The organism is Vibrio sp. ZF 223 (assembly GCF_003050585.1).
Lineage (GTDB): Bacteria > Pseudomonadota > Gammaproteobacteria > Enterobacterales > Vibrionaceae > Vibrio > Vibrio crassostreae.
The window spans coordinates 184,708-207,157 of sequence record NZ_PIGB01000001.1 but is presented as its reverse complement, the minus strand read 5'-3'; the positions used below and the strand labels follow the sequence as shown (position 1 = coordinate 207,157).

At 43.8% G+C, this 22,450-nt stretch carries 23 protein-coding genes, 1 pseudogene and 1 riboswitch; of the genes and pseudogenes, 18 read left to right on the top strand and 6 right to left on the bottom strand.

Annotated elements, in window-relative coordinates; all coding sequences use genetic code 11:
* Window positions 1-249: 249 nt before the first annotated feature.
* Together CWO13_RS00930 and CWO13_RS00925 are read left to right on the top strand one after the other, a co-directional pair.
* A complete protein-coding gene (locus tag CWO13_RS00930; RefSeq protein WP_258185065.1) occupies window positions 250-420 on the top strand; it encodes a BspA family leucine-rich repeat surface protein in 171 nt (56 codons plus the stop codon).
* 51 nt (window positions 421-471) lie between these two features.
* Window positions 472-573: pseudogene (locus CWO13_RS00925) on the top strand (IS66 family insertion sequence element accessory protein TnpA); the annotation flags it as partial.
* 205 nt (window positions 574-778) lie between these two features.
* Here CWO13_RS00925 and CWO13_RS00920 read toward each other — a convergent pair.
* Together CWO13_RS00920 and CWO13_RS00915 are read right to left on the bottom strand one after the other, a co-directional pair.
* Entirely contained in the window at window positions 779-1,765 is a 987-nt protein-coding gene (locus CWO13_RS00920; protein ID WP_017105150.1) for a hypothetical protein, read from the bottom strand.
* Between the two features lie 216 nt (window positions 1,766-1,981).
* Complete coding sequence (locus tag CWO13_RS00915) at window positions 1,982-2,305, bottom strand: hypothetical protein (protein ID WP_017105149.1); 324 nt, start codon at window positions 2,303-2,305, stop codon at window positions 1,982-1,984.
* Window positions 2,306-2,775: 470 nt separating this feature from the next.
* On the opposite strand from CWO13_RS00915, the gene CWO13_RS00910 reads away from it, so the two are divergent.
* Window positions 2,776-3,747, top strand: coding sequence for a hypothetical protein (locus tag CWO13_RS00910; RefSeq protein ID WP_108082381.1), 972 nt, complete (start codon window positions 2,776-2,778; stop codon window positions 3,745-3,747).
* A gap of 62 nt (window positions 3,748-3,809) precedes the next feature.
* The gene (locus tag CWO13_RS00905) at window positions 3,810-4,313 is read left to right on the top strand and encodes a hypothetical protein (protein WP_108082380.1); all 504 of its coding nucleotides are present in this window, start codon (window positions 3,810-3,812) and stop codon (window positions 4,311-4,313) included.
* A gap of 137 nt (window positions 4,314-4,450) precedes the next feature.
* Here CWO13_RS00905 and CWO13_RS00900 read toward each other — a convergent pair whose 3' ends face one another.
* Window positions 4,451-5,125 carry a glutathione S-transferase family protein gene (locus CWO13_RS00900; protein WP_102460934.1) on the bottom strand — a complete coding sequence of 225 codons (675 nt, stop codon included), beginning with the start codon at window positions 5,123-5,125 and terminating at the stop codon, window positions 4,451-4,453.
* A 496-nt stretch (window positions 5,126-5,621) separates the two neighbouring features.
* Between CWO13_RS00900 and CWO13_RS00895 the strand changes: the two genes are divergently transcribed.
* The 11 genes from CWO13_RS00895 (at window position 5,622) to thiM (ending at window position 15,745) form a co-directional block, all read left to right on the top strand.
* Window positions 5,622-6,719 carry a YdcF family protein gene (locus CWO13_RS00895; RefSeq protein WP_102432301.1) on the top strand — a complete coding sequence of 366 codons (1,098 nt, stop codon included), beginning with the start codon at window positions 5,622-5,624 and terminating at the stop codon, window positions 6,717-6,719.
* Between the two features lie 107 nt (window positions 6,720-6,826).
* On the top strand, window positions 6,827-7,078 hold the full coding sequence (locus CWO13_RS00890) for a DUF2999 family protein (RefSeq protein WP_004731647.1): 252 nt from the start codon (window positions 6,827-6,829) through the stop codon (window positions 7,076-7,078).
* 422 nt (window positions 7,079-7,500) lie between these two features.
* Window positions 7,501-8,526: a DUF4382 domain-containing protein gene (locus tag CWO13_RS00885; RefSeq protein WP_107898428.1), complete on the top strand. Its 1,026-nt coding sequence runs from the start codon at window positions 7,501-7,503 to the stop codon at window positions 8,524-8,526.
* Window positions 8,527-8,699: 173 nt separating this feature from the next.
* On the top strand, window positions 8,700-9,428 hold the full coding sequence (locus CWO13_RS00880; RefSeq protein WP_108082379.1) for a helix-turn-helix domain-containing protein: 729 nt from the start codon (window positions 8,700-8,702) through the stop codon (window positions 9,426-9,428).
* Between the two features lie 85 nt (window positions 9,429-9,513).
* Window positions 9,514-10,419, top strand: a complete 906-nt coding sequence (locus CWO13_RS00875; protein WP_108082378.1) for a DMT family transporter — start codon at window positions 9,514-9,516, stop codon at window positions 10,417-10,419.
* Between the two features lie 110 nt (window positions 10,420-10,529).
* Window positions 10,530-10,641: riboswitch (TPP riboswitch) on the top strand.
* A 98-nt stretch (window positions 10,642-10,739) separates the two neighbouring features.
* Window positions 10,740-11,624, top strand: a complete 885-nt coding sequence (thiD, locus tag CWO13_RS00870; RefSeq protein WP_181359904.1) for a bifunctional hydroxymethylpyrimidine kinase/phosphomethylpyrimidine kinase — start codon at window positions 10,740-10,742, stop codon at window positions 11,622-11,624.
* A complete protein-coding gene (locus CWO13_RS00865; RefSeq protein ID WP_108082377.1) occupies window positions 11,614-12,372 on the top strand; it encodes an ABC transporter ATP-binding protein in 759 nt (252 codons plus the stop codon). Before thiD ends, CWO13_RS00865 begins: the two co-directional genes overlap by 11 nt.
* A gap of 67 nt (window positions 12,373-12,439) precedes the next feature.
* Window positions 12,440-13,180: an ABC transporter permease gene (locus tag CWO13_RS00860; RefSeq protein WP_308829352.1), complete on the top strand. Its 741-nt coding sequence runs from the start codon at window positions 12,440-12,442 to the stop codon at window positions 13,178-13,180.
* Window positions 13,181-13,284: 104 nt separating this feature from the next.
* Window positions 13,285-14,241 carry an ABC transporter substrate-binding protein gene (locus CWO13_RS00855; RefSeq protein WP_108082375.1) on the top strand — a complete coding sequence of 319 codons (957 nt, stop codon included), beginning with the start codon at window positions 13,285-13,287 and terminating at the stop codon, window positions 14,239-14,241.
* Window positions 14,242-14,249: 8 nt separating this feature from the next.
* Window positions 14,250-14,930: a thiaminase II gene (tenA, locus tag CWO13_RS00850; RefSeq protein ID WP_108082374.1), complete on the top strand. Its 681-nt coding sequence runs from the start codon at window positions 14,250-14,252 to the stop codon at window positions 14,928-14,930.
* A gap of 29 nt (window positions 14,931-14,959) precedes the next feature.
* On the top strand, window positions 14,960-15,745 hold the full coding sequence (gene thiM / locus CWO13_RS00845; RefSeq protein ID WP_102432294.1) for a hydroxyethylthiazole kinase: 786 nt from the start codon (window positions 14,960-14,962) through the stop codon (window positions 15,743-15,745).
* 152 nt (window positions 15,746-15,897) lie between these two features.
* Here thiM and CWO13_RS00840 read toward each other — a convergent pair whose 3' ends face one another.
* Complete coding sequence (locus tag CWO13_RS00840) at window positions 15,898-17,841, bottom strand: methyl-accepting chemotaxis protein (RefSeq protein WP_108082373.1); 1,944 nt, start codon at window positions 17,839-17,841, stop codon at window positions 15,898-15,900.
* A 260-nt stretch (window positions 17,842-18,101) separates the two neighbouring features.
* Between CWO13_RS00840 and thiE the strand changes: the two genes are divergently transcribed.
* The gene (gene thiE / locus CWO13_RS00835) at window positions 18,102-18,719 is read left to right on the top strand and encodes a thiamine phosphate synthase (protein WP_048659931.1); all 618 of its coding nucleotides are present in this window, start codon (window positions 18,102-18,104) and stop codon (window positions 18,717-18,719) included.
* Window positions 18,720-18,847: 128 nt separating this feature from the next.
* Here thiE and CWO13_RS00830 read toward each other — a convergent pair whose 3' ends face one another.
* Window positions 18,848-19,192, bottom strand: a complete 345-nt coding sequence (locus CWO13_RS00830) for a hypothetical protein (RefSeq protein ID WP_048659932.1) — start codon at window positions 19,190-19,192, stop codon at window positions 18,848-18,850.
* Window positions 19,193-19,597: 405 nt separating this feature from the next.
* Window positions 19,598-20,500: a LysR family transcriptional regulator gene (locus CWO13_RS00825; RefSeq protein ID WP_108082372.1), complete on the bottom strand. Its 903-nt coding sequence runs from the start codon at window positions 20,498-20,500 to the stop codon at window positions 19,598-19,600.
* 156 nt (window positions 20,501-20,656) lie between these two features.
* Here CWO13_RS00825 and CWO13_RS00820 point away from each other — a divergent pair, with 156 nt between their 5' ends.
* Together CWO13_RS00820 and CWO13_RS00815 are read left to right on the top strand one after the other, a co-directional pair.
* Window positions 20,657-21,067 carry a PACE efflux transporter gene (locus CWO13_RS00820; RefSeq protein WP_108082371.1) on the top strand — a complete coding sequence of 137 codons (411 nt, stop codon included), beginning with the start codon at window positions 20,657-20,659 and terminating at the stop codon, window positions 21,065-21,067.
* Window positions 21,068-21,249: 182 nt separating this feature from the next.
* Window positions 21,250-22,230, top strand: a complete 981-nt coding sequence (locus tag CWO13_RS00815) for a helix-turn-helix transcriptional regulator (protein WP_107898479.1) — start codon at window positions 21,250-21,252, stop codon at window positions 22,228-22,230.
* Window positions 22,231-22,450: the final 220 nt, after the last annotated feature.

Below are 22,450 nucleotides of genomic sequence, written 5' to 3'. Positions count from 1 at the left end.
AGTGAGCTTTCTGTATGGCTTAGAGCTAATTTTTATAAAATCATAGTGTTAACTCTGAAGTTACGTTCGATTATTTCCGCCTGCGCGCTACTCAGTTGTAGCTAAGCCTTGGCTAATGAGCCTAAAACAGTTGCCTATGAGTCAAACAAACCAGGAACCCTCATGGTTCTAGAGGATGAGTTGTTTGTAGTCGTCAATGGTCCACTCATTCGAAATTCAGACTATTGGTAAAACTTCTTAAATGGCAATATTCAATTCTGCACGACTCACGTAATTGATATGAGTGGCCTTCTTGCTAGTTATAAATACTTCGATCAGGACATCAGTAGTTGGGAGACTTCCCGTGTCACCAACATGAATCGCATGTTCTTCGGTGTTAAGCGCTTTGACCGTAAGCGCTCCATAAACCTCGCATTCTAATCGCCTAACACGAATAATAAGATCAAGTCACCAACCATGAGGAGATTTGAAATGGAAAAACGGTACACTAATCAAGAATGGCAAACGCTTATCGAGCAATCTGAATCGAGTTCATTGTCAACACTCGCATTTTGTAAGCTCAATGAACTCAATATCCAGAAAGGTATCGCCTTCACGTAGGTGCATTAGATAGCGATATATCGGAGCGTCCCTTAATCTCATTAGTGTCCTACAAAGCGGTTAGAGGACTAAGTTTATTCTCCCATCTCGTTACTGAGGTTAACAAGGATACGTTGTTCAAAGGAGGCTTGAAGTGGCCAGTTTAGTCTGGCCACTTACGGATGAGTCACTTTTATGTTTATTCAGCTTTAATACCGAAGTAACTATCTTGAAGTAAATATGGGGTACACATTGCCGGAGCTTGCATTGGTTGGTTCATAGATTGGAAATTGATCGTACGGTTAAGTGGATCGTCTTTAGGTTTTGAGACTAATGGTATAAACCCAATATTTGTCGTGTCATCGAACAGGTTATGGTAGATGTTTGTGTAGGTACTTTTGTTATCGGATTCATAATAAAAGAATGCATCTTCTTCTGAACGTGAGAATGTAACGTTTTCTAGAGTTAGCCCGTTGATGTCAGAGTCAGCTATCTTATCTACTATGCTGGTTTTCCCATTATCCCCAGTAGGCTCACCGATAACTGTTATATCAGCTAGTGTAACGTTCGTTAAGGTTGACCTGGATACATTCCCACTAAGCAGAGATAGCGGCGATGACGAATGGCGGCTTACAAATGCATTCAAAAGCTCTAGGTTGTTAATACTAGATCGAGAAATACGTGAAGAGACTAAATCTCTAACAACTGCCAATTTTACCCCCACAAGATCAATTGAGACATCTGTAAGCTCTTTGTTATCAAGTGAATAAAACAGCTGGTTGAATGGTGCACCTGTGGTTTCTATGTCTATGAATTTGACGTTTCGCCAATGATCATCGATGTCAAACAAGTGATCAAAGCTGTTTTCATTATGGATAGAAGTGTTTTTAAATGTGATGTTATTTAAATTTGCCTTGGTTAATTTATATCCTCTTTCACTTTGGAAATTCAGGTTCGTGATGGTATGACCATTACCATTGATTACTCCCGATAGGCTCTCAACTAAGGTCGGAGAACTTGTACAATCTAGATTACCTACAATATCGATGTACAGTGGTCTGTTTTTTTCATTGTATATGTTCACCAGCTGATCACAACTAGCTACAGAATAGTAGCTTTGTGCAAATAACGTTGGTGAAAAGAGGACTGGTATAGAGGCAGTTAAGAGTGGTAATAAACGTCGCATGCAAATGATTCCTTCAGTTTTTTGTGGAGCATGCGAAGTTAGTTAGTCTTCCGTATGTATGCAATACATCTATATAAATTAAGTTGCATATATCACAAATATGAATGAATTCTCGATTCAGGTGTTCGGTGTCTAATCATGGACGCTGAACCTGAATGAGATTAGACACGATTAGTAATAACGAATACTAATCGTAGACTATCAAATCTGTCTGGATCAGTTTGCTAACAAGCTTTCCTTCACTCCGATTTCACAGCCTATGAACGTCGATTGTGCGAGCTCAACATGCAAGTAATAACGTTCCGGTTGGTTCATTGCTTGTTGGAACGTTGTAATACATCTATCTAAACGCTGTGAATTCTCGTAAGGGTTTTCTCGCCACTCAATACGAATTCTCTGCTGCGTGTGCTTTTCTATTCCACTAAGGCTATGTTGCTCACCGCCTAACTTGAAAGCGGTGACTTGTTCAAATAAGAATAAGTCGTTGGCTGAAGCTGTGTTGAACGAGAGTAGTGCTAATAATGCGAGTTTGCTTTTCATTTGGAGTGGCTCTTTAAGATAGGTTGAAATCACGTAGGTTATAGATTTTATCTTTCACTTATGGTGTGAAATTTTCGGTTAGCTAATAATAACTTTGAGATATAAGGTATTTTAAAGTGATGTTAATAATAATATTGTGTAATTGCTTATTTAGTACAGGAAGTGAATGTAATCGTTTTTTTATTTTTATCAATATTTTATTTTATGATCCCATTTTTAATTTAAATTAATTAGAATGCGAAAGAGATAAATAGAGGTTTATATCTACAGTTGTAACTTTAGTTACTACTATCAATAGTTAATTATAACTTATAGTGTTTTGTTTATTTATTGTTTTAATTGTATTTTATTAAGCTTATATAGTTGATTGTAATCACAGATGAGTTTTTTATTGCTTATTTTACTGTTTATACGGTTGAATTTTTTATCAGGATAAAAGATATTCTCGCCAAAAATAAAGGAAGTAAATAATGAAAAATATCGCACCATTAACAATGTTATTATTATCAGCGAACGCTGCGAGTGAAACATACACGGTTAGTCCAAATTTAAAACATGGTCTCCCTACACTGACTGAAGAACCCAATCTGTATCAAGCTCCTAGCTTTGATTTTTTCGATTTTAGTGAGGGATATTTGACACAGAGGGCTGAAGCCAGTGCCTTATTGCCAATAGCGCTAAATAGCATAGATAGAGTGTGTATCAACACTACGTTTAGTGAGATAGATGGAGAGGCGCGTTATCCACAATCTGGTGTTTTGGTTTACACGTATGCGATAAACACTCAAGGTGAAAAAACGCACAATACCACTATTGGCGACAGAGTGCCGTTGGCAGAAGTTTCACAGCATTGCCTGGACGAATCATCGTGGGTTTACAAGAATTGGTTGGTTGACAAACGTATCAACTTTACGCCTTACAGTTCAGTATTCGCGTTGATTGAAAACGTCGATGTCGTGGTTGAAGGGGAGCTATCTTTGTCTCAAGATCCCGTTGAGTTTGTTGAGCAGTATTTTGATTTCATCACTAAGGTCGGTTTTAACCAGTCTGCAAGTTTTTATCATACGGATGTCATTAGAGACCTCAAATCCATCATTATGGAAGGTCTTCAAAACGAAAATCAGAATGTTCTTGATATTGCGAATATTGCCTTTGGTTCTGGAGTTACCAGAGAAGATATCGCGATTATGGATGATAAAGTCTTTATGAATACTTTCTTGAATATTCGGAAGGTTGCTCAAGGCTCCAATGTTGCTCAATTATCTTCGTTCAGTGTAATTAATGACTTTGATTACCAAGGTCAAAAGTATATTACGGTTGAGAAAAAAGAGCAGTTCGGCGACCGAATCACTACTCAATATGAAATTATTACGCTTAAAAGCGATGGCGAATATTGGATGCTTAATATGTCTGGTGACATGAAAAGCCTTCTTGGTATGTAAGTGCTTTTACTTTTCAGTTCGTGAATTTTTTAAAAAATACTAATATATAAAGGAAAGTAGCAATGAATGCACGAGTCTTATTGACGTCTTTAATTTCATTTATATCACTTCAAGCTTCTGCTTATGAGATGTCATATATAGCTCCTAAAGCACTGCTCCCTGGTGAAGATGTTCAGCAGTTCGAATTAGCCGATTTAAATGGTAACGGTAGGCCAGAGATCGTATTTCTTAACTCTAATGGTGAACTAAAGTACGCGGTTCAAGGTTTTGAAATGAATCAAACTACGTTTTCATTTTTAGAAAGTAAGTCATGGAAGATTGATTCTTACCCAGACGCGGTATTAACATTTAGCGGCGGTCGTTATTACCGATTGAGTGTTGACGGTCGTACTCGAGCGTCAGCCTCAATCTTACTAACTGATGGCACATTTAAGAGTTTGTACTACTCCGAGTTTGCTTCACGATTGTTGATTGACTTTGTTTCTGAGAATGAGATAAGCGGTAAGATCAAAGACCCGTATTTAACGGGTTCTGGCGAGATTAACTTTGTGGCGAGACCTGAATAGTAAGCTCATGCAGCGTATATGAATTGAACAACAAAAGAGCGGCATGTTAGTCGCTCTTTTGTTGTTTGAGTTGTACTCGTTTAACTTAGAGATTGCGTACAGCTTGTTTATTTTGCGCGTAGTTATTTTACGTTTAGTTATTTCGCATAATTCGAAGGAAACAGTGCTCGTTTCGCTTCTTCATCGCGTTCTGTTTTAAATTCAACGTCTTTACCAGTTTCGCGGGCACGCAGTGCAGCAGGGCGAGTGTTGATTGCGTTAAACCAGCGCTTCAAGTTCGGGTAAGGTTCTAAGCCTTCTTCACCAAGCACGAAAGGTGCTTTATCAATCCAAGCCCATGCAGCAACATCGACAATGGTGTACTCATTTCCGACGATAAATTCACGACCTTCCATATGCTTCTCTAACACTTCGTAATGACGTTGTGCTTCACGTAGGTAACGGTTCACAGCGTAGTCTAGGCCTGTTGGCGCAGCATGACGAAAGTGTACCGATTGACCAGAATAAGGGCCAAGGCCGCTCGCAATAAACATCATCCAAGAGAGCAGTTCAGCTCTGTCTTCTGGTTGTCCCCCAAGCTCACCAGTCTTCTCTGATAGGTACAAAAGGATGGCATTAGAATCGAACACGCGTTGCCCATCGTCTTCAATGGCTGGTGTTTTACCGTTAGGGTTAATCAAACGATATTCCGGAGTGTGCTGCTCACCCTTTAAGGTATCAACAGGAAAGAGTTCAAAATCTAGACCTGTCTCTTCTAGAAACAGAGCGATCTTCATTGGGTTGGGTGTTTGGTGAAAATAGAACTTAAGCATGGGGTAACTCCTTGTATTGGTGATTCATTAAAGCACCGCTTGAACGATCGTTCAATAATTGATTTTGAATTATTTGAAAATCTGTTGATTCGTATTCCAAGTCTATGTGTTTAAAACTTCGTTATTTGAGTGAGGATTACCATCGAACAATTCGGTGTGTTGGATTTTAAGTTGTTGAAAAAATGAGCTTTAAGTTGCTGTTTGGCGTGTTGTTTTCTGCGGAGTTCGGGTTTGTGATGGGTGGTTTTCGGTGGAATAGGGCGTATTAAATCCGCAGTCAGATATTCCAACAAAAACGTTGAGCACTGGTTCAAACCAGAATTATCTGGATACACAGGCTTATTGGTAAGTTCAAAATCGTGATCTGTTGCCACACCTTATGCAACAAATGAATATTAACCTCGGAGATTCTGGTGTGGTTCACAGTTTTTTAATCTTAGGGACTTACATTGGTGAGCAAATCTGATGTGAACACTTAACGACACAGGATCTTTCCATGAAAAAGAACATTATCGCCCTCGCTCTTGGTGGCATGCTCGCTTTTGGCGCAACACCTTATTCTTTTGCTGCTAACGATGGCGCAGTACAGGCTTCAGCGGATTACGCGCAGTTGGTGACTAAGCGACAAGTTGTCGACCAATTACTTCTTGATGCGTTGCAGGCGTTTAAGTCTCCGGCAAGAATTTCACACGCGGGCTTCACGGCTAAAATGCCAAGCAACATGGAAATTGTGACTAACCGATTGTTAGAAGCGTACCAGCTAGAACCTTACCGTACTGACTTGTTGATCTCGGCAGCGAACGCTCAGATCTACAACAAGAATGCGGAGCGCGCTATTGAGTTGTTTGAACAAGCACTGACGGTTGCGCCAGACGATGTTGATCTTCACGCGTACCTTGCGGTTTGGCAGCGTTTTGAAGGCAATGATAGTGAATCCAACAAGCACATGGAGAAACTGGAAAGCCTGAACAAGGGCAAAGCAGAAGACATCAAACGTATTTTTGCAACGGTCGACCGCGTGTTAGAAACACCGCTGAAAGAGTCTGCAGATAAGGGGCTGTTGAGCGACCACGGTGCCATAGTCACTTTGGGCTACGCACTTAACCCTGATGGTTCTATGCATCAAATCTTGATCGAACGTCTTGAGACAACGTTGGCGATGTCTAAAGCGAACCCAGATGCGATGATCGTGTTAACGGGTGGCGTGCCGAAGAACCATAAGACTGAAGGCAAGTTAATGGCGGATTGGCTTATCTCAAAAGGGGTAAGTAAAGATCGCATCATTGAAGAGAACTACGCGACCAGCACGGTAGGGAATGCCTTATTCAGTAGCTATGCGCTTGCTCGTCATGATATTAAGCACGCGACCATTATCAGCTCGGCAAGCCATGTTCGTCGTGGTCAAACTCTGTTTGAAATCGCGAGCTGGCAAACGGGTCCTCAAGGTATCACCTTCGATACGGTTTCTTACCCAGACAAGCCGCTAGAAGATCTTAAGAAAGCGAGCAGTGGTGAGCTTCTAGGCATCTACCGTGACGCACTGAGAACGTATGGTATGTGGAGCTACCGCTCTTACCCATTAGAGTCTCGCTAGGCTTAGGGTTATTTCATAGTAGGCAAAGTATAAGTTGCTAGTACAATCGAGCACAGCTAGATGGTATGCTGTGCTCCTACTTAATTTAGTGTTTCAAAGGCAAAAAAATGAACCCGATTTTAGCAATGTTGAAAGAGAACAATATTAGCGACGAGCAGATCAGCGAGCTATTCAAGACGTTGACCGAGAACCCTCTTGCAGCAATGGCGACGATCAGCCAACTTGGTTTACCTCAAGACAAACTTCAAATGCTGATGGGTCAGGTAATGCAAAACCCTGCGCTAATCAAAGAAGCAGTTGAAGAGCTTGGCCTAGATTTTTCTAAGGTTGAAGCGGCTAAAGAGCAACTTCAAAAATAAGTGAATTTGAATGAGCTAATATCGAATTAGCTTTATCCACATTCAATAAAAAGGTCGTTTAAGTTCAGCAACAGGCTGTCTTAACGGCCTTTTTTGATCTTGGGGGCGATTTTTGACTTTGATTTGATTGCTTTCAATCATCCTCTCAGCCCCTATACATGCCGACTATTCCAATACAATTGACAGCAACCTTGCCAAATATGTGCGACTACTGACATTTTACTTACTAGACTTAATTAACCTATGTGCGACCTGAGATGTGCACCTTGATGAACAGAGTTTTTGGATGAAGACAGCCCTAAATAATAGGGCTAGCCGATTTGGGCCATAAGCGCGGTTTGTCTATGAGTCACATTAAGGAAAAGAATAAGAGGGCAACAAACTACGCCCTTTATTGAGCAGTGATTTATAGGAAATTAGTTATGAAGTATTTAAAGGAAACCGCTTTAGCGAGCCTTGTGCTGGCTGGGCTTGTTGGTTGTGGCGGTGATTCAGGTTCATCAAGCAGCACGACACCCATTACCTTAAGCGTGAGTGATGCGCCCATTGATGATGTTAAAGACGTCACCGTGACATTTAGCAAGGTCGCTTTACTTCCTCAAGGGGGAGGTTCGCCTCTGATTTATGATGTGTATAAAACGGACGAAAACGGTAACTACGTTGATGAAAATGGCGATCCATTACCTGATGGCGCAGATCCTATTCCGTTAAGTGTTAATTTGTTGGATTACCAAGGCAGCGATGCGCTTCCTTTGATTGAAAATGAGGTAGTTCCAGTAGGTAGCTATAAGTTGTGTGTGTTCGCGAATGATGGTGATCATCCAACAGATCCATCTTACGTGATAGAAAATGATGATACGAATCGTGAGTTAACGGTGAAAGGTAATGGCGCGTGCCCGCAAGGTGTAGGTAAAGAAGATAACGCTGGCGTACTGTACTTCAACAACTCTTTTAACGTGAACCAGCAAAGCAACGATTTTGTTGTCGAGTTCGATCTTCGACGTGGCCTAAAGAACAGTTCGACTTTCCCTGATTACACCATTCAAAGAACGTCTGTGAGCCTGATCAATACGGTTGAGACCGGAAATATTGAAGGCACTGTTGCTCTTTCTACTTATGACACTTGTAACGGTGGTGACACTACATTTGTTCAGTCGATCTACTTGTATGAAGGTAATGTTGAACAAGCTGACATGGCTCCAATTGGCGGCAGTGATGAAGTGAAACCGGTAACTTCAGCGTCAGTGACAATGAATGAAGCACAGACGAACTATGAGTTCTCACTGGGCTTCATTGACCCAGGTACTTACTCATTGGGTTATACCTGTACTGCGCAACATGACAGTGGTGAAGATAATGCTGATCCGGTTGCTGATGGTTTTGAAATCTATGATGTTCAAAACGGCGTGCAAGTAACGGTTGGTCAAGATAGCCAAGTGTCATTCTAAGCTTGATGTGAATGACGATTTTTAATAAAAACGGCCTCTTATTTAGAGGCCGTTTTTGATCATGTCACCTAGCTCGCATGAATTTGATGAGTATTGAGTGTGACTCTAGGGAAGTGATAATGTAACTTTGTGTCTCTTACTTTAACCTAGCGAAATGTACTCCGGCGTTGCTCATGAAATCTAGCTTAAGCATTCGATCTTACACTAAGCAATTTAATACCCATGCTCATGATGACCATCATCAACTGGTATTGCCGATCCAAGGCAGTATCAATATCGAGATGGTGGGGTATGTCGGCAAAGTGGCCGTGGGCGAATGTGTAGTGATCCCGATAACCACAGCGCATGCGTTTAAGGCGGATGAAGCAGCGCGGTTTATTGTCGCAGATATGGCAGAGTTGCCGCAGCACTTGTTGGAGCATGAGCTCTCGGTTTTCACGATAACGCCACCTTTAATGAGCTTCTTGCTGTTTGTTGAAAAGCAGTTGGAATACCAAGTAGACAGTGGTATTGAGTCATCTATCTTGGATGTGTTTTCACTGCTTTTAGAACAACAAGAAGTAAGCAAGAGCATCGACCCTCGAATTCGTGCGGTACAAAGGCTGATCGCGGATAATTACACGCAGCCGTTATCCATTTCACAACTTGCAGAAATGGCCTGTTTGAGCCCCACTCAGTTTAAGAAGCGCTTTAAAGAGTGTATTGGAATCAGTGCGCTAAAATACATTACTCGCTATCGTATGGAGAAAGCTCAAGCCTTGTTAACCCATACCGATTTACCGGTTCAGTTGATAGCCGAAAATGTGGGATATAGTGATGTTTCTGCTTTCAGTCGCCGCTTCTCTCAGCATTTTGGGATGTCTCCAAGGGCTTTTCTAGGCTCCATGAAAGACAGTCTTTAGAAACAATAATAGCGTCCTTTCAGCAAACTAAATATTATAAACATTCACTATTATCTATTTGAAAAATGAAAATTGGATAATAGAAATGAATCTTGCCATCAATCGCGTTAATGAATTCCAAACGGGCACTTTAGCCATCTTGTTTGCTTCTATTTTATGGGGCACGACAGGCACCGCCGCAAGCTTTGCTCCCGATCTGAGCCCATTGGCGATTGGCGCTTTCTCTATGGGTTTCGGTGGCCTAATGCAAGCGGGCTTGGCGTATCGAAAAATCCTATTCGTTTTCGACAAACTTTTGCAGAACAAGAAGCTGTTGGCAGTGAGCGCTTTGGCTTTGGCGGTATATCCCTTAGCTTTCTATTCTTCAATGAAATTATCAGGTGTGGCGATAGGTACCGTAGTTTCGATTGCTACCGCACCTTTCTTTTCTGCACTGCTAGAGTGTCTGATTAGCAAAAATAATAATATCAACAAACGTTGGCTCACTAGCTTTGCGATTGGTGTAGTAGGTATTGGGTTGTTGGTATTTTCAGAATCATCATCGGCGAGTGACTCTGGCGACGACCTGAAGCTTTTGGGGATTGGATTAGGTTTGGTGGCAGGCCTGTGCTATGCCATTTATTCTTGGGCGACAAAGGCACTGATCGATAAAGGGATTAAGTCACAAGCGGCGATGGGCAGTATTTTTGGCCTCGGTGCGATGCTGTTGTTGCCAACGCTCTGGTTTACTGGTGAGAACCTGTTTTCCTCGCAGACCAACGTATTAGTCATCAGTTATCTGACGTTAATCCCACAATGCTTGGGCTATGTCGCCTTCAGTTTTGGTTTACGCCATGTCACCGCGAGTAGTGCCAATCTACTTACTTTGTTTGAACCGGTAGTCGCAGCGGTGCTCGCGGTCTGCGTTGTCGGTGAGCTGATTCCTTTTACAGGGTGGTTTGGTATGTCCCTGATTGTACTGTGCTTGTTGATACAGTCGAAGCCATCTTAAATAGCGTTATAAGTACTTGTTTTTTAGCGCCTAATTGAAATTTATTCATGCGTAATTCTTATAATTGAATAAAATCAGTATCTCAGTTGTGAGAGTGCTGTTACTATCGCTATCAATAGTCGGGGGGCATATACCTTATTTGGTATTTGCTGAGATCGTTATTCGAGACCCGTTGAACCTGATTCAGTTAACACTGGCGTAGGGAACTATGATTACTTTGCCTACGTGGTTCAACAATGATCTCTCATTGGTTTCATCTCCACACTCTCTTTACGGCCAAAGTTCGGTTCTCTTACGTCTTTTAGACAGTAGGAGCGACCATGACACAGCATTCCATTTCTAAAGCATCACCTAGCAACACTCAAACACCAGAAAACCAATCTTCTTCGATCAATACTCCGATTGTTTTGACCATCGCGGGTTCTGATAGTGGCGGCGGCGCAGGTATTCAAGCTGATATCAAAGCTATGTCGGCAACGGGTAGCTTCGCTTGTTCTGTGATTACTGCTATCACATCTCAGAACACCCAAGGCGTGTCCGCTATTTTCCCAATCCCACTTGAGCATGTCGCTAGCCAACTAGATGCAGTGTTTACTGATTTGAATATCGTGGCAGTAAAAGTCGGTATGTTGGCGGATTCGCAAATCATTAAAGTCGTCGCGGACAAAATCAAACAATACCAACCTAAACACTTAGTGATCGACCCTGTAATGGTCGCAACAAGTGGTGACCTTCTCTTAGAAAACTCTGCTATCACCACGCTAAAACAAGAGCTGATTCCGCTCGCAGACATCATTACCCCTAACTTGCCAGAAGGCGCTGCACTTACAGGAAAAGCCGTGCCTGAGAGCGAAGCTGAAATGCAGAATATGATTGAAGACCTGCGCGCTTTAGGTGCTAAAGCAGTCCTGCTAAAAGGCGGTCACTTGGAGAAAGATGAAAATAGTAACGACTTGCTGATTCTACCAACCACATCTGCTGTGATTAGCGCGAAGCGTTTTCCTACCAAAAACACTCATGGCACGGGCTGCACGCTCTCTTCTGCTATTGCTTCTTTCTTGGCTCAAGGTAACACGCTTCCAGAGGCTGTCGACCTAGGTAAACAATACATTTCACGCGCGATTACTCATGCTGACGAACTCCAAGTTGGTCAAGGTCATGGCCCGGTAAATCACTTTTTCGCTGGGCACGGCAATGTCCGTTAATACGATTGGCGTTCAACTCAGCAATGCGTCCTTACGTTATAACGACAGCGAACACGCAACCTTATCGGGATTGTCGCTTAGCTTAAACGCAGGTAAGTGGACGGTATTGTTGGGTCGAAGTGGCTGCGGAAAAACCACCGTATTGCGTTATCTGGCAGGCTTGCTGGACGACAAGGTGGAGTGGCAGGGCACATTGGCAACGTCTGATGAACTGCCTCTAACCGATCGCATCGCTTACATGGCGCAGCAAGATTTGTTACTGCCGTGGCTATCGGTCATCGACAATGTTTGCCTGAGTCATCGTTTTCAAAATCCAGCTTCTGACAAAGCACTGCAAACCAATCAAGCACTCGAGTTGCTCGCTGCGGTTGGTTTGGCTGATTATGCGAATGCGATGCCGGATCAGTTGTCTGGTGGTATGCGTCAACGTGTTGCTTTGGCTCGCACCTTAATGCAAGACAAACCAGTGGTGCTGATGGATGAACCTTTCTCTGCGCTGGATGCGGTAACGAGACACAAGTTACAGACCTTAGCGTGTGAACTGTTAAGGGATAAAACCGTTGTCCTGATCACCCATGATCCACAAGAAGCGGTGCGTTTGGCGGATAACTTGTATGTGTTGCAAGGCACACCGGCGAGTGCTCACTCTTTATCTGTGCCTCACACGTCAACGCCACGAGTGCTCGATGGTGAGTGTGCCGAGTTGCAACAGGCGATCTTAGACCAGTTGGAGCGTGATTATGAATGATCTAATGCGAAGCGAAACTGTGGCTCGTTCAACTAACGGACAGGCTGCCACTACACGCCCTCGTCAGATGAACCCCGTGATGCGTTTGCTTATCAGCAGTGCTGTTATTCTGGGTTTATGGCAAATGGTGGTAGTTATTTTCGGGATGCCAAGCTTCATTCTGCCAGCTCCCGCAGAAGTCTTCCTCAAGTTGATTGAACGCTACGATGTGTTACTCAAACACACTTGGGTGACTGCGCAAGAGATCTTACTTGGTCTACTGCTAGGTTTGTCGATGGGGCTGTTTTTTGCTCTGCAGATGTTGATGTTTGATCCATTGAAACGTTGGCTATTGCCTATCTTAATTGCTAGCCAAGCGATTCCTGTATTCGCGATCGCGCCAGTATTGATGCTGTGGCTTGGCTATGGCATCGCTTCAAAAGTGGTGATGGCGGCAATCATAATCTTCTTCCCTGTAACGACCTGTTGCTACGACGGCTTGCGTAATACACCGACAGGCTATCTCGATCTTGCTAAGACGATGGGTGCATCGAAATGGCAACTGCTTCGTCACATCCAACTGCCTGCTGCACTGCCAACACTGGCATCTGGTATTCGTGTCGCTGTGGTGATTGCGCCAATTGGAGCGGTCGTCGGCGAGTGGGTGGGTTCGAGTGAGGGGCTGGGTTACCTAATGCTACAAGCCAACGCGCGCATGATCATCGATGAGATGTTTGCCGCCTTGTTCATCTTGGCGGTGCTGTCTATCTCGCTCTATTTCATCACAGACAAATTACTTAAAAAAGCTATCCCTTGGGAGAACCATTGATGGCTTGCTCAATAACATTTGTTTAAAAAAGGCTTTGTTTAATAAAGCCTGCTTAATAAAAAATAACTCAACATAAGAATAATATTCAAAAGGAAAGGTTAACCGTGAAAAATACAAAATTGGTAGGTGCAGTGGCACTGCTTGCTTCATTGGTTTCAGGTCATGCATTGGCGGATTCTGAACAAAAGAAGCTGACACTGATGTTGGATTGGTTTGTGAACCCGAACCATGGCCCGATTGTGATCGCTCAAGAGCGTGGCTACTTTGCTGATCAAGGCTTAGAGATTGAAATTCAAGAGCCCGCTGACCCAAGCACGCCAGCAAAATTGGTTGCGGCAGGTAAGGTCGATTTAGCGGTAACTTACCAACCAAGTTTAACCATGGATGTGGCGGCAGGCTTGCCTCTCGTTCGTGCATCAACTCTTATCGCGACGCCACTGAACACACTAATGGTACTGGATAACGGCAAGAACGATTCGCTAGCGGATCTTAAAGGTAAAAAAATCGGTATTGCGATTGCTGGCAACGAAGAAGCGACTATCGGCACTATGTTAGCGCAAGAAAACGTTGCTTTTACAGATGTGCAAACCATCAATGTTGGTTGGGCACTTTCATCTTCATTGGCATCAGGCAAGGTAGACGCAATCTGGGGTGGCTTACGTAACTTCGAAACTAACCAGTTAGCTCTTGAAGGCTTTAAAGCCAAAGCGTTTTTCCCAGAAGAGCACGGTGTGCCAGCTTACGATGAGCTTATCTTTGTTGCGAACGCAAAGCAGCACGACGATGAAGCGATCAAAGCGTTCAACAAAGCATTGGAACAAGCAACGACTTACATCGTGAACCATCCAAAAGAGTCATGGAGCGAGTTTGTGGCGTATTCACCAGATACGTTGAACAACGAGCTTAACCAACGCGCATGGAACGACACACTAACCCGTTTCGCACTTCGCCCTTCTGCAGTAGATATGAAGCGTTACGATGATTACGCGCAGTTCATGTTTGACAAAGGCATTATTAAATCACTACCAAAAGCCGCTGGCTACGTACCGACTTTTGACTAAGGAATCTCATGAAATACCAAGACTTAATCCAAGCCTGTCAACAAGATTGGCAAGACTACACTGAGCATGATTTTGTTAAAGCGCTGGCAAACGGCACTCTCGCTCAGCCGTGTTTTCTGCATTACCTAAAGCAAGATTTTCTGTTTTTGAAGCAGTATGCTCGCGCTTATGCATTGGCGATTTACAAGGCAAAAACACTGGCTGATATGCGTCGTGCACTGCCAAGTGTTCATGCTTTATTAGATTCTGAAATCTCTCACCATGTGACTTACTGTGGTCAGTGGGGTTTGACGGAATCGGATTTAGAAAACGAACCTGAAGATTTCGGCACAGTTGCTTACACGCGCTACGTTCTAGATGCAGGTATGACGGGTGATCTTGTTGATCTTTATGCGGCACTGGCTCCATGTTCAATTGGTTATGCTGTGATTGGTAAAGCGCTGTTAGAAAGCAGTGATACTGTTTTGGAAGGTAACCCATACGCAAGCTGGCTTCAGCTTTACGGCGGCGAAGAGTTCCAGTCTGGCGTGGCAACGGGCGCGGAATATTTCAATCAGCTACTGGCTGAGATTGATATTAACAGCGAGCGCGGTCAGAACATCGTTCATATCTTCAGAACCGCAACACGTATGGAAGTGGCTTTCTGGCAGCAAGGTCTGAATGCACTTAATGACTCAACAGCGGCTTAAAAGCGATTTTCACGAATAAGGATTAATCCATGCTAACTGAACAAATCATCCAATCACTGCGCGCAGTTCGAGAGCAAAAACCGTTGGTTGTAAACATCACCAACTACGTCGTGATGAACAACACGGCCAATGCGTTATTGGCAATTGGCGCTTCGCCTATCATGGCACACTCACAACAAGAACTGGCTGAGATGATGTCATTCTCTGGCGCTTTGGTGATTAACATTGGCACGTTAGACAGCGTTTGGACGCCAAGAATGCGCTTCGCGGTAGAACAAGCAAACACGAACAACAAGGTGGTGGTTCTTGACCCTGTGGGTTGTGGTGCAAGTACGCTGCGAACTGAGACTTCTCGTGAAATCGCACGTTTAGCGGATAAGTTGATCATTCGTGGTAACGCGTCTGAGATTATCGCGTTAGCGGGTGAGCAAGCACAGAGCAAAGGCGTTGATGCACTAGATAGCAGTGATGCTGCATTAGGCGCAGCGCAATGCTTAGTGGCTGAATATGGCGCAAATGTGGTGATTTCTGGTGAGACGGATTACGTTGTCACCAAAGACAGTGTTGTGACGTTAAATAACGGGCACCCAATGATGCCGTATGTGACGGGCATGGGTTGTACCTTAACTACTTTGGCGGGCGCGTTTGCTGCTGTCGGTGATGAAAGTGGTTTGGCTGCTGCAGCGGTGTTGGGTGTGGTTGGCGAAATCGCGGCTGAGAACTCTCGTGGCCCAGGTAGCTTGCAAATGAACTTGCTTGATGAGTTGTATCAACTAGATGAAGAGACACTGATTCAGCGTCTGAAGATTCAGTAGGCTTAATCTAGTTCTAAGCTCAAAACTGATAGTTCGAAGTTAATGGCTCTTAATTTAAAGCTTTTAACTAAAAGAAAGCCCCCGACACTTATGTGTAGGGGGCTTTTTGTTTGTGACTCAGAACTATGTCAGCTGTGATAAAGCAGCTTATGCTAGGTTCTAAATCGATTCACTTGGCTCTCTAGGTGATGAGCAACCTCAGTTAAGTCGCTCGCTGCGCCAGAAATACGGCTTACAGACTCTTGGTTACTTTGTGCGATAGTATTGGCACCTTGCGCATTTTCACCCAGTGATTTGGTTAAGCAGTCCTGCTCATCGACGGATATCGCGATTTGGCTGTTGGCCTGATTCAAATCCTGGATGTGTTGGTTAATCACATGCAAATTCTGAGAGGCTTGCTGTGCCTGAGTCGAAGCATCGGAAACCGTGCTGTGGCTCTCTTTGATCGACTCGAGTGCGTCTTTAGCACCGCGCTGTAGCGAGGTGATGAGTTCATCGATCTGGCTTGCAGAATCTTGAGTACGCTTAGCGAGCGTTCTTACTTCATCCGCTACGACAGCAAACCCTCGACCTTGCTCACCTGCACGCGCTGCTTCAATAGCCGCATTCAATGCCAGTAGGTTGGTTTGTTCAGAAACGCCTTTAATTACTTCAAGAATGGCACCAATGTTCATCGACTCTTTGTGTAGGTCCGTTACTTTCTGGCTGCTGACCTGCATGCTTTCATCGGCGCTGCCAATCTCATGCAGTGTTTTGTCTACTTCTTTGAGTCCCATCGCCACATTCTCGGTTGCTTGGTTGGCAACTTGAGAGGCGTGGTTAGCACTTGCAGCAATTTCTGATGTGCTGGAAGCCAATTGATCAACGGCAGAAGAGATATTGAGCATTTCGCTGTTCAACTGTGTTGCGTTGGTCGAGCTATTATTGGTCACCTGGTTAAGCGACTCTGACATCTCGCCAATACGCACACTAGAGCGGTTCACTTGGCCAACAATATCGCGCAGAGACTCAATGGTGATCTCCATGTTGGTTAGCAGTTCACCAATCTCGTTCTTGCTCTCAATGTTCACTTCAACATTCAGATTGCCCTGAGAAAGTTCGTTGGTGATTTGTTTAACCTGCGCGATGCCTGTGGTAATAGAGCGAGTCACCAACACGGCGCTCGTCATGCCAATAACTAAGGCAACTCCTGTCAGCAATATAATGATTTGAATCGAGCGCTTTTCACTGGCTTGCAGTACAGGCGTGAGCGCTTGCTTTTGTTGTTCGAGAATACTTTGAGCATCGGCGACCGCAATCGCTAAACTGTCGCCAATAGAGGCGAGGGTAGCGGTTCTTTGCGTGTTCTCAATCATTTGTTGATGAACTTGCTCAAAGCCCTTTGCATACGCTTCGCGTTGGTTCGAGAAGTCTTCAATCAGCTCACTTTGATAAGGTGAGGATTTGAGAGATTCAATGTCGCCTTCGATACCTGGTAGCGCGTATTCAAAGATATCTTTGCCCGCTTCATAGGTTTTGAGGTCGTTGTTGTTTGAGTAACTGAGCACGGTGATCTTGGCTGCGAGGAAGTTCTCCATCAACATGCCGGCGTATAAGCTCGCGTTTGGATCATTGTTATTGTAAGACTCATACAACAAGCTCTGAGCAGCTTTCAGTGCGTTGGTCTCTCGTTTGACCATCTCAACGTTTACCAGTTGTTCAATGAGGAGCTCACTCTGTTTCATTGACCCATAAGCCACATCAAAGGCCGCAACGCTGTCTTGCACTAATTGCAGGCTCGACAAGCTATCGGTGTTGGTGGTGGTTTGGATTAAGTTGTTCAGCAGTTCATCAATCGCGAGTTTACTTGATTGATAATTCGTTTCGTACTGTTCATCCAATGACTCTAAGTAACGTTCAGAAGCCAAACGCACCTGAAGAAAGTGCACTTGAATGTTGCCTGAGAGTGTCGCTTTATGGCTGAGTTCACTGTATTGGCTGAAGCCGTTCGACAAGGTTTGGATACCTTTGTAACTCACAAAGCCTGAAATGACGAAAAAGAGCAAGCAGATGGCATAACCCAGCTTGATCTTGAGCGCTATAGAAAGGTGGCGCATAACTATCCCTATATTTACCTGATTCCTTCATAGCGAAGTATTCCATAAAACAGCGTTCTGGGCAGGCTTAAGTGAATAGTTTGTGTAATAAGTAACGCTTTCGTTAAAAATTTCAGGATTTTCGGTATGCTTTCAACGAGTTGTATATTCAATGGTGCGCGCTTAATTGAGCTAATTTAGTATTAACTTCCATGCACATGATGCGAATTGTCGGTAAAATGGTAGCAACTCAATTTAGACTCCGACTCCAAAGGCACGATATGAACCCTTATAAGCTCTACTTAGTAACGGATGACCAACAAGATTTAGAAACGCTTAAGTTCGTGGTTGAACAAGCAATCGCTGGTGGTGTCACTATGGTTCAAGTAAGAGAGAAGCATGGAGATGTGAGAGCTTTTATTGAACGAGCGCAGGCCGTTAAGTCGATTTTGTCTGGTTCAGGTGTGCCGTTGATCATTAATGATCGAGTTGATGTGGCATTGGCCGTTGATGCCGATGGTTTGCACTTGGGGCAATCGGATATGCCTGCCGCGTTAGCACGCAAGCTGATTGGCCCTGATAAGATTCTTGGTTTGTCGATTGAGACTGAGCAGCAGTTACAAGAAGCCGATAGTTTGCCGATTGATTACATTGGCCTTAGTGCGATTTTCGCGACACCTACCAAGACAAATCTAAAGAAACACTGGGGTTACGAAGGCATTCAAATAGCGTTAGAAACGACCAAACTGCCGATTGTGGGTATCGGTGGCATCAACGAGTCGAACATTCCGCAGTTGGTTCAGACGGGTATTCACGGCTTGGCTTTGGTGTCGGCGATATGTCACGCTGAAAGCCCTAAAGAAGCGACCCAAGACTTACTATCTCTAATGGGAGAGTGAAGAGGTTATAGACTAGAAAACAAATGAGGCTAGTCATCTGTTTTCTAGTGAAAGCACCAGTACAAAGTAGTGGTAGATGTGCTTATCGACTGAGCATTTAAGGTGCTCTATCTAACACACTGTTGGGTCTATTGAATACACAGAGCAACGGTGCCGATGATCATAAGAACGATCGCAGCGTACCAACCGTATTGTGCGGTTTTATCAGCAACAAACACCTTAATGTAGTTGATCTCTTCATGCGCCATTGCGATGAAGTCCGTGTAGTTAATCGACAACTCACGGCTAGCTTCTTTCAGGTCTTGTTGAAGCTTGTTGAAAGACTCATCGATGAAGCCCTTTGTTTCCGAAGCAGACGGAGTAGCAGTTAACGCTAGACTATTCCAAACCGCCATACGCGATTCATATTCGCTTTCACTGACACAATTAAGTACGCGTAAATCATACTCTCGTTTGTTACGCTCTTTACCCATTTTCTCAGGGCAAATATTTCTTAAAACGTTCACGACAAATTTTCCAAAAGGTTCATTTAGATATAAAAAAGCACTCGATGAGCGCTCATAAACTGGGGCGAATTAATATTCAAAAAGTGATCTATTTGAAACCGGAATAAGCGACTGCAAGGCAGAGCGTTTATCTGAGAGATTTGAAGTTGGGTCAGTGGTGTTAAAGAGCGATTTGGGTCCGTCTAAATTTGTTTGAAAAGACAAACCCGTTGGGATCGCAGTGTAGTTAGGTCACTTTTGGACATCAACTAGGGTGTTTTATCCAGACGACAAAGATATTTATCGGCAAGATAAGCAGAAATGAGGTAGCAGTGGTGAGTTCCACGCCGATATTGAACCTCTGAATTGACGATGTGTGAAGAATAAGGGAGGTTAGTTTGCCTGCCATTGATTGTATTGCAGTGAGTGTCCCTTAAGTTGCTCAATAAGGCTGGTGAGAACTGGGCCATTGATGTGGCTGCGAGAAACTAAACAACCCACAGGAGTAATCCAACCACCATGCTCGTGTGAGACAGGCAACGCCACAAGATCGCCTTTTTGAATGCCTTCCATCACCATCATTTCGGGCACATTTGCCCAACCGACGTTCTGTTCAACGAGATCAACTATGGTCTTGTGGTTGTTCGCATACCAAAGCATCGAGCTAATACCGTAGGTGAACCACAGTTCGCGCTGTTTTGAACTACGATGCACACATTGGCGATAGCGCTTGAGGTCTGAGTCTTGTACTACGGACATGTGACTCAGTTCGTGAGTGGCTGAACTAACGGTTAGGAAACGCGCTTGGCCCAGCAAGAAGAAATCCATATCAACCTTAAGCTCACCGTCCGCGTAGATGATGCCAATCTGTGCTTTTCCGCGTCTTACTAGATCTTCAACATCAAAGGTTGAGGTGGTAATGATATCGAAGTGTGTGATTGGAAACTGATCGGCTAGTGAGCTGATTATCTTGATGAAATTTGTATCTATGATGCTTTCGTCAATGGCAATGATCAGTTCGTGCTCATCTTCCTGTGTCAGGGATTCTACTTTTTGATCGAAATACTTTTGCTGGTCAAGAATCGACTTAGCCACAGGCAATAGCGCTTTACCTGTATTGGTCAAAACGGGGATGTTTTTCTCTCGGTTAAACAGCTCTTGGTCGATGGCGATTTCTAGATTGGCGATCGACTGGCTGACGCCGGATTGAGCGCGTTTCAACTTGCGTGCGGCGGCAGAGAAAGAGCCACTTTCACACACTGTGACGAAGACTTTTAGTTGCTCAAAACTGTACATGCTATCTCTCGCTCAATACAAACTGGGTTATTCATGCTTAAGTTATCACTAATCGTGATGGCTGTTAACTTTCTCTTATTGTTTCCGGTGACATAATCTCGGCTAATCCAACACGCATTAGATTATTCAGAGGAATGTATGAGTACCTTATAAAGAGTGTTTCATTCTGTATTATTTGAAGTATTGGCTGTCACACTGTCAATTATAGGTTTAGCGATATTTACTGAGCACGATGTAAATGCCTTATCAGGAACCATGATAGTTGTTGCGACCATCGCGATGATTTGGAACTACTGTTTTAACCGTATTTTCGATCGTTATTTCACGGGTGAAAAATCCAAGCGTTCACTCAAGTTACGTGTTTTTCATGTCGTGCTATTTGAGGCTGGCTTGTTGATAGCGACGATCCCTGTGATGGCATACTTGCTTAATGTGGGGTTATGGCAGGCATTTTTGATGGATATCGGCGTGACCATTTTTATTACCATTTACGCGTTTGTGTTTAATCTGATTTACGATCATGTCCGAGCATTATGGGTACGCCGAGCGGATCTAGCCGTTCAGTAATCTACCAAGTCAGTAAACACGTGTTTAACTACTAACCGTTTGTTTATTCGTTATTTTGACAGAGACATTCGGTTAGTAGGCCTAGGTAACTCGTCGTTTGTTCTGCTATCTTAAAGAAGGTGATAATTAGAGTTCTTGAAAGAACAGATTAAGAGGAAAGGATGCCAAATACTTCTCAGATAATGACAGTGGTTGATAAGAAGGAAGTAGAGCTGTTTGCGGAACTGTTCAAACATATCGATGGTGAAATCTACACCTTGTTACGCAGTGCCAAAATCCCCAATGACATTCTCACCAGCAATGACCATTACGATTACCTCCCAGAGACCACCATAAAAAATGTGGTCAAGATTATGGGGGAGTCGGCGTCGAGAGAGGAGTTCTCGTTGTTTATGTGGAGCTTTTGCAAGCAAATTTATGTACCAAGGTTTGTGGCAAAACTGAACCAAAAGGATTCGCTGAAAAGTGCACTCGATCAATTTGGTGAACAGTTAAAGTTGGTATCCAATGGGGCTCATGTCTATACCAAACACGCAGGTGGTAAGTGGTGGTTTGTTCGCGAGAAGCCATTTACGAACGCGCCTTGGTTTAAGTTCGCCGAATTGTTCTCTGTCATTTTCATAAACGAGCTACTTTCAGTATTAACGCAAGGACGTTGGAAGCCGTCTGAGGTTGGCATTCAAAGTGGCGATCTCGAATGTTTTCAATCTCTTCCACAAATGGGCACTGCTCAATTTTATACACAGAGACCCGTTACGGCCTTTGAAATTCCAGAAGAAATCATGCTTGCGCCGATTGTCTTGCCAAAGGTTGCTGAGGTACTTGAGCCAACCGCCCCTTTACCTAGTACGTTTCTCAATGCCTTCAAGTTGGTGATCAAGCCTTACCTCACGATGGGGAAACTCCCGATTAGCTTGGCTTCTGAGATTCTTAATATCCACGTTAGGACGATTCAACGTCGTCTGGAAAGTGAAGGAGTGGTCTACAAGAGCTTGATTGAAGAGATGGTTCTTGAGCTGGTTTTGGAATTGCTAGAGCAGTCCGATCTATCGATCACGCAAGTTGGTGCAAAGATGGGCTATTCCGATTCTTCCCACTTTACCCGAGCCTTTAAAAGACAGATGAACATGACGCCAAGACAGTACCGAAAAGAGCACAGCTAACGTCGGTAAGCAGCAGTACAAAGCTATCAGTAAGAGATCCGGCAATAACAGCTCCGGAGTGAAGCTCTAGCCAGTGACTAAAAATTCCAGCCTGTAAGCAGAAACCGGAGCCTGAACGCAGAATGATTTATTGTCATCAAATGGCCATTTATCAACCTTGAAGACTGGCAGTATCACTACTAAGTTATTGAATGTTGATGAGTTGTTTTTGCCTCGATTA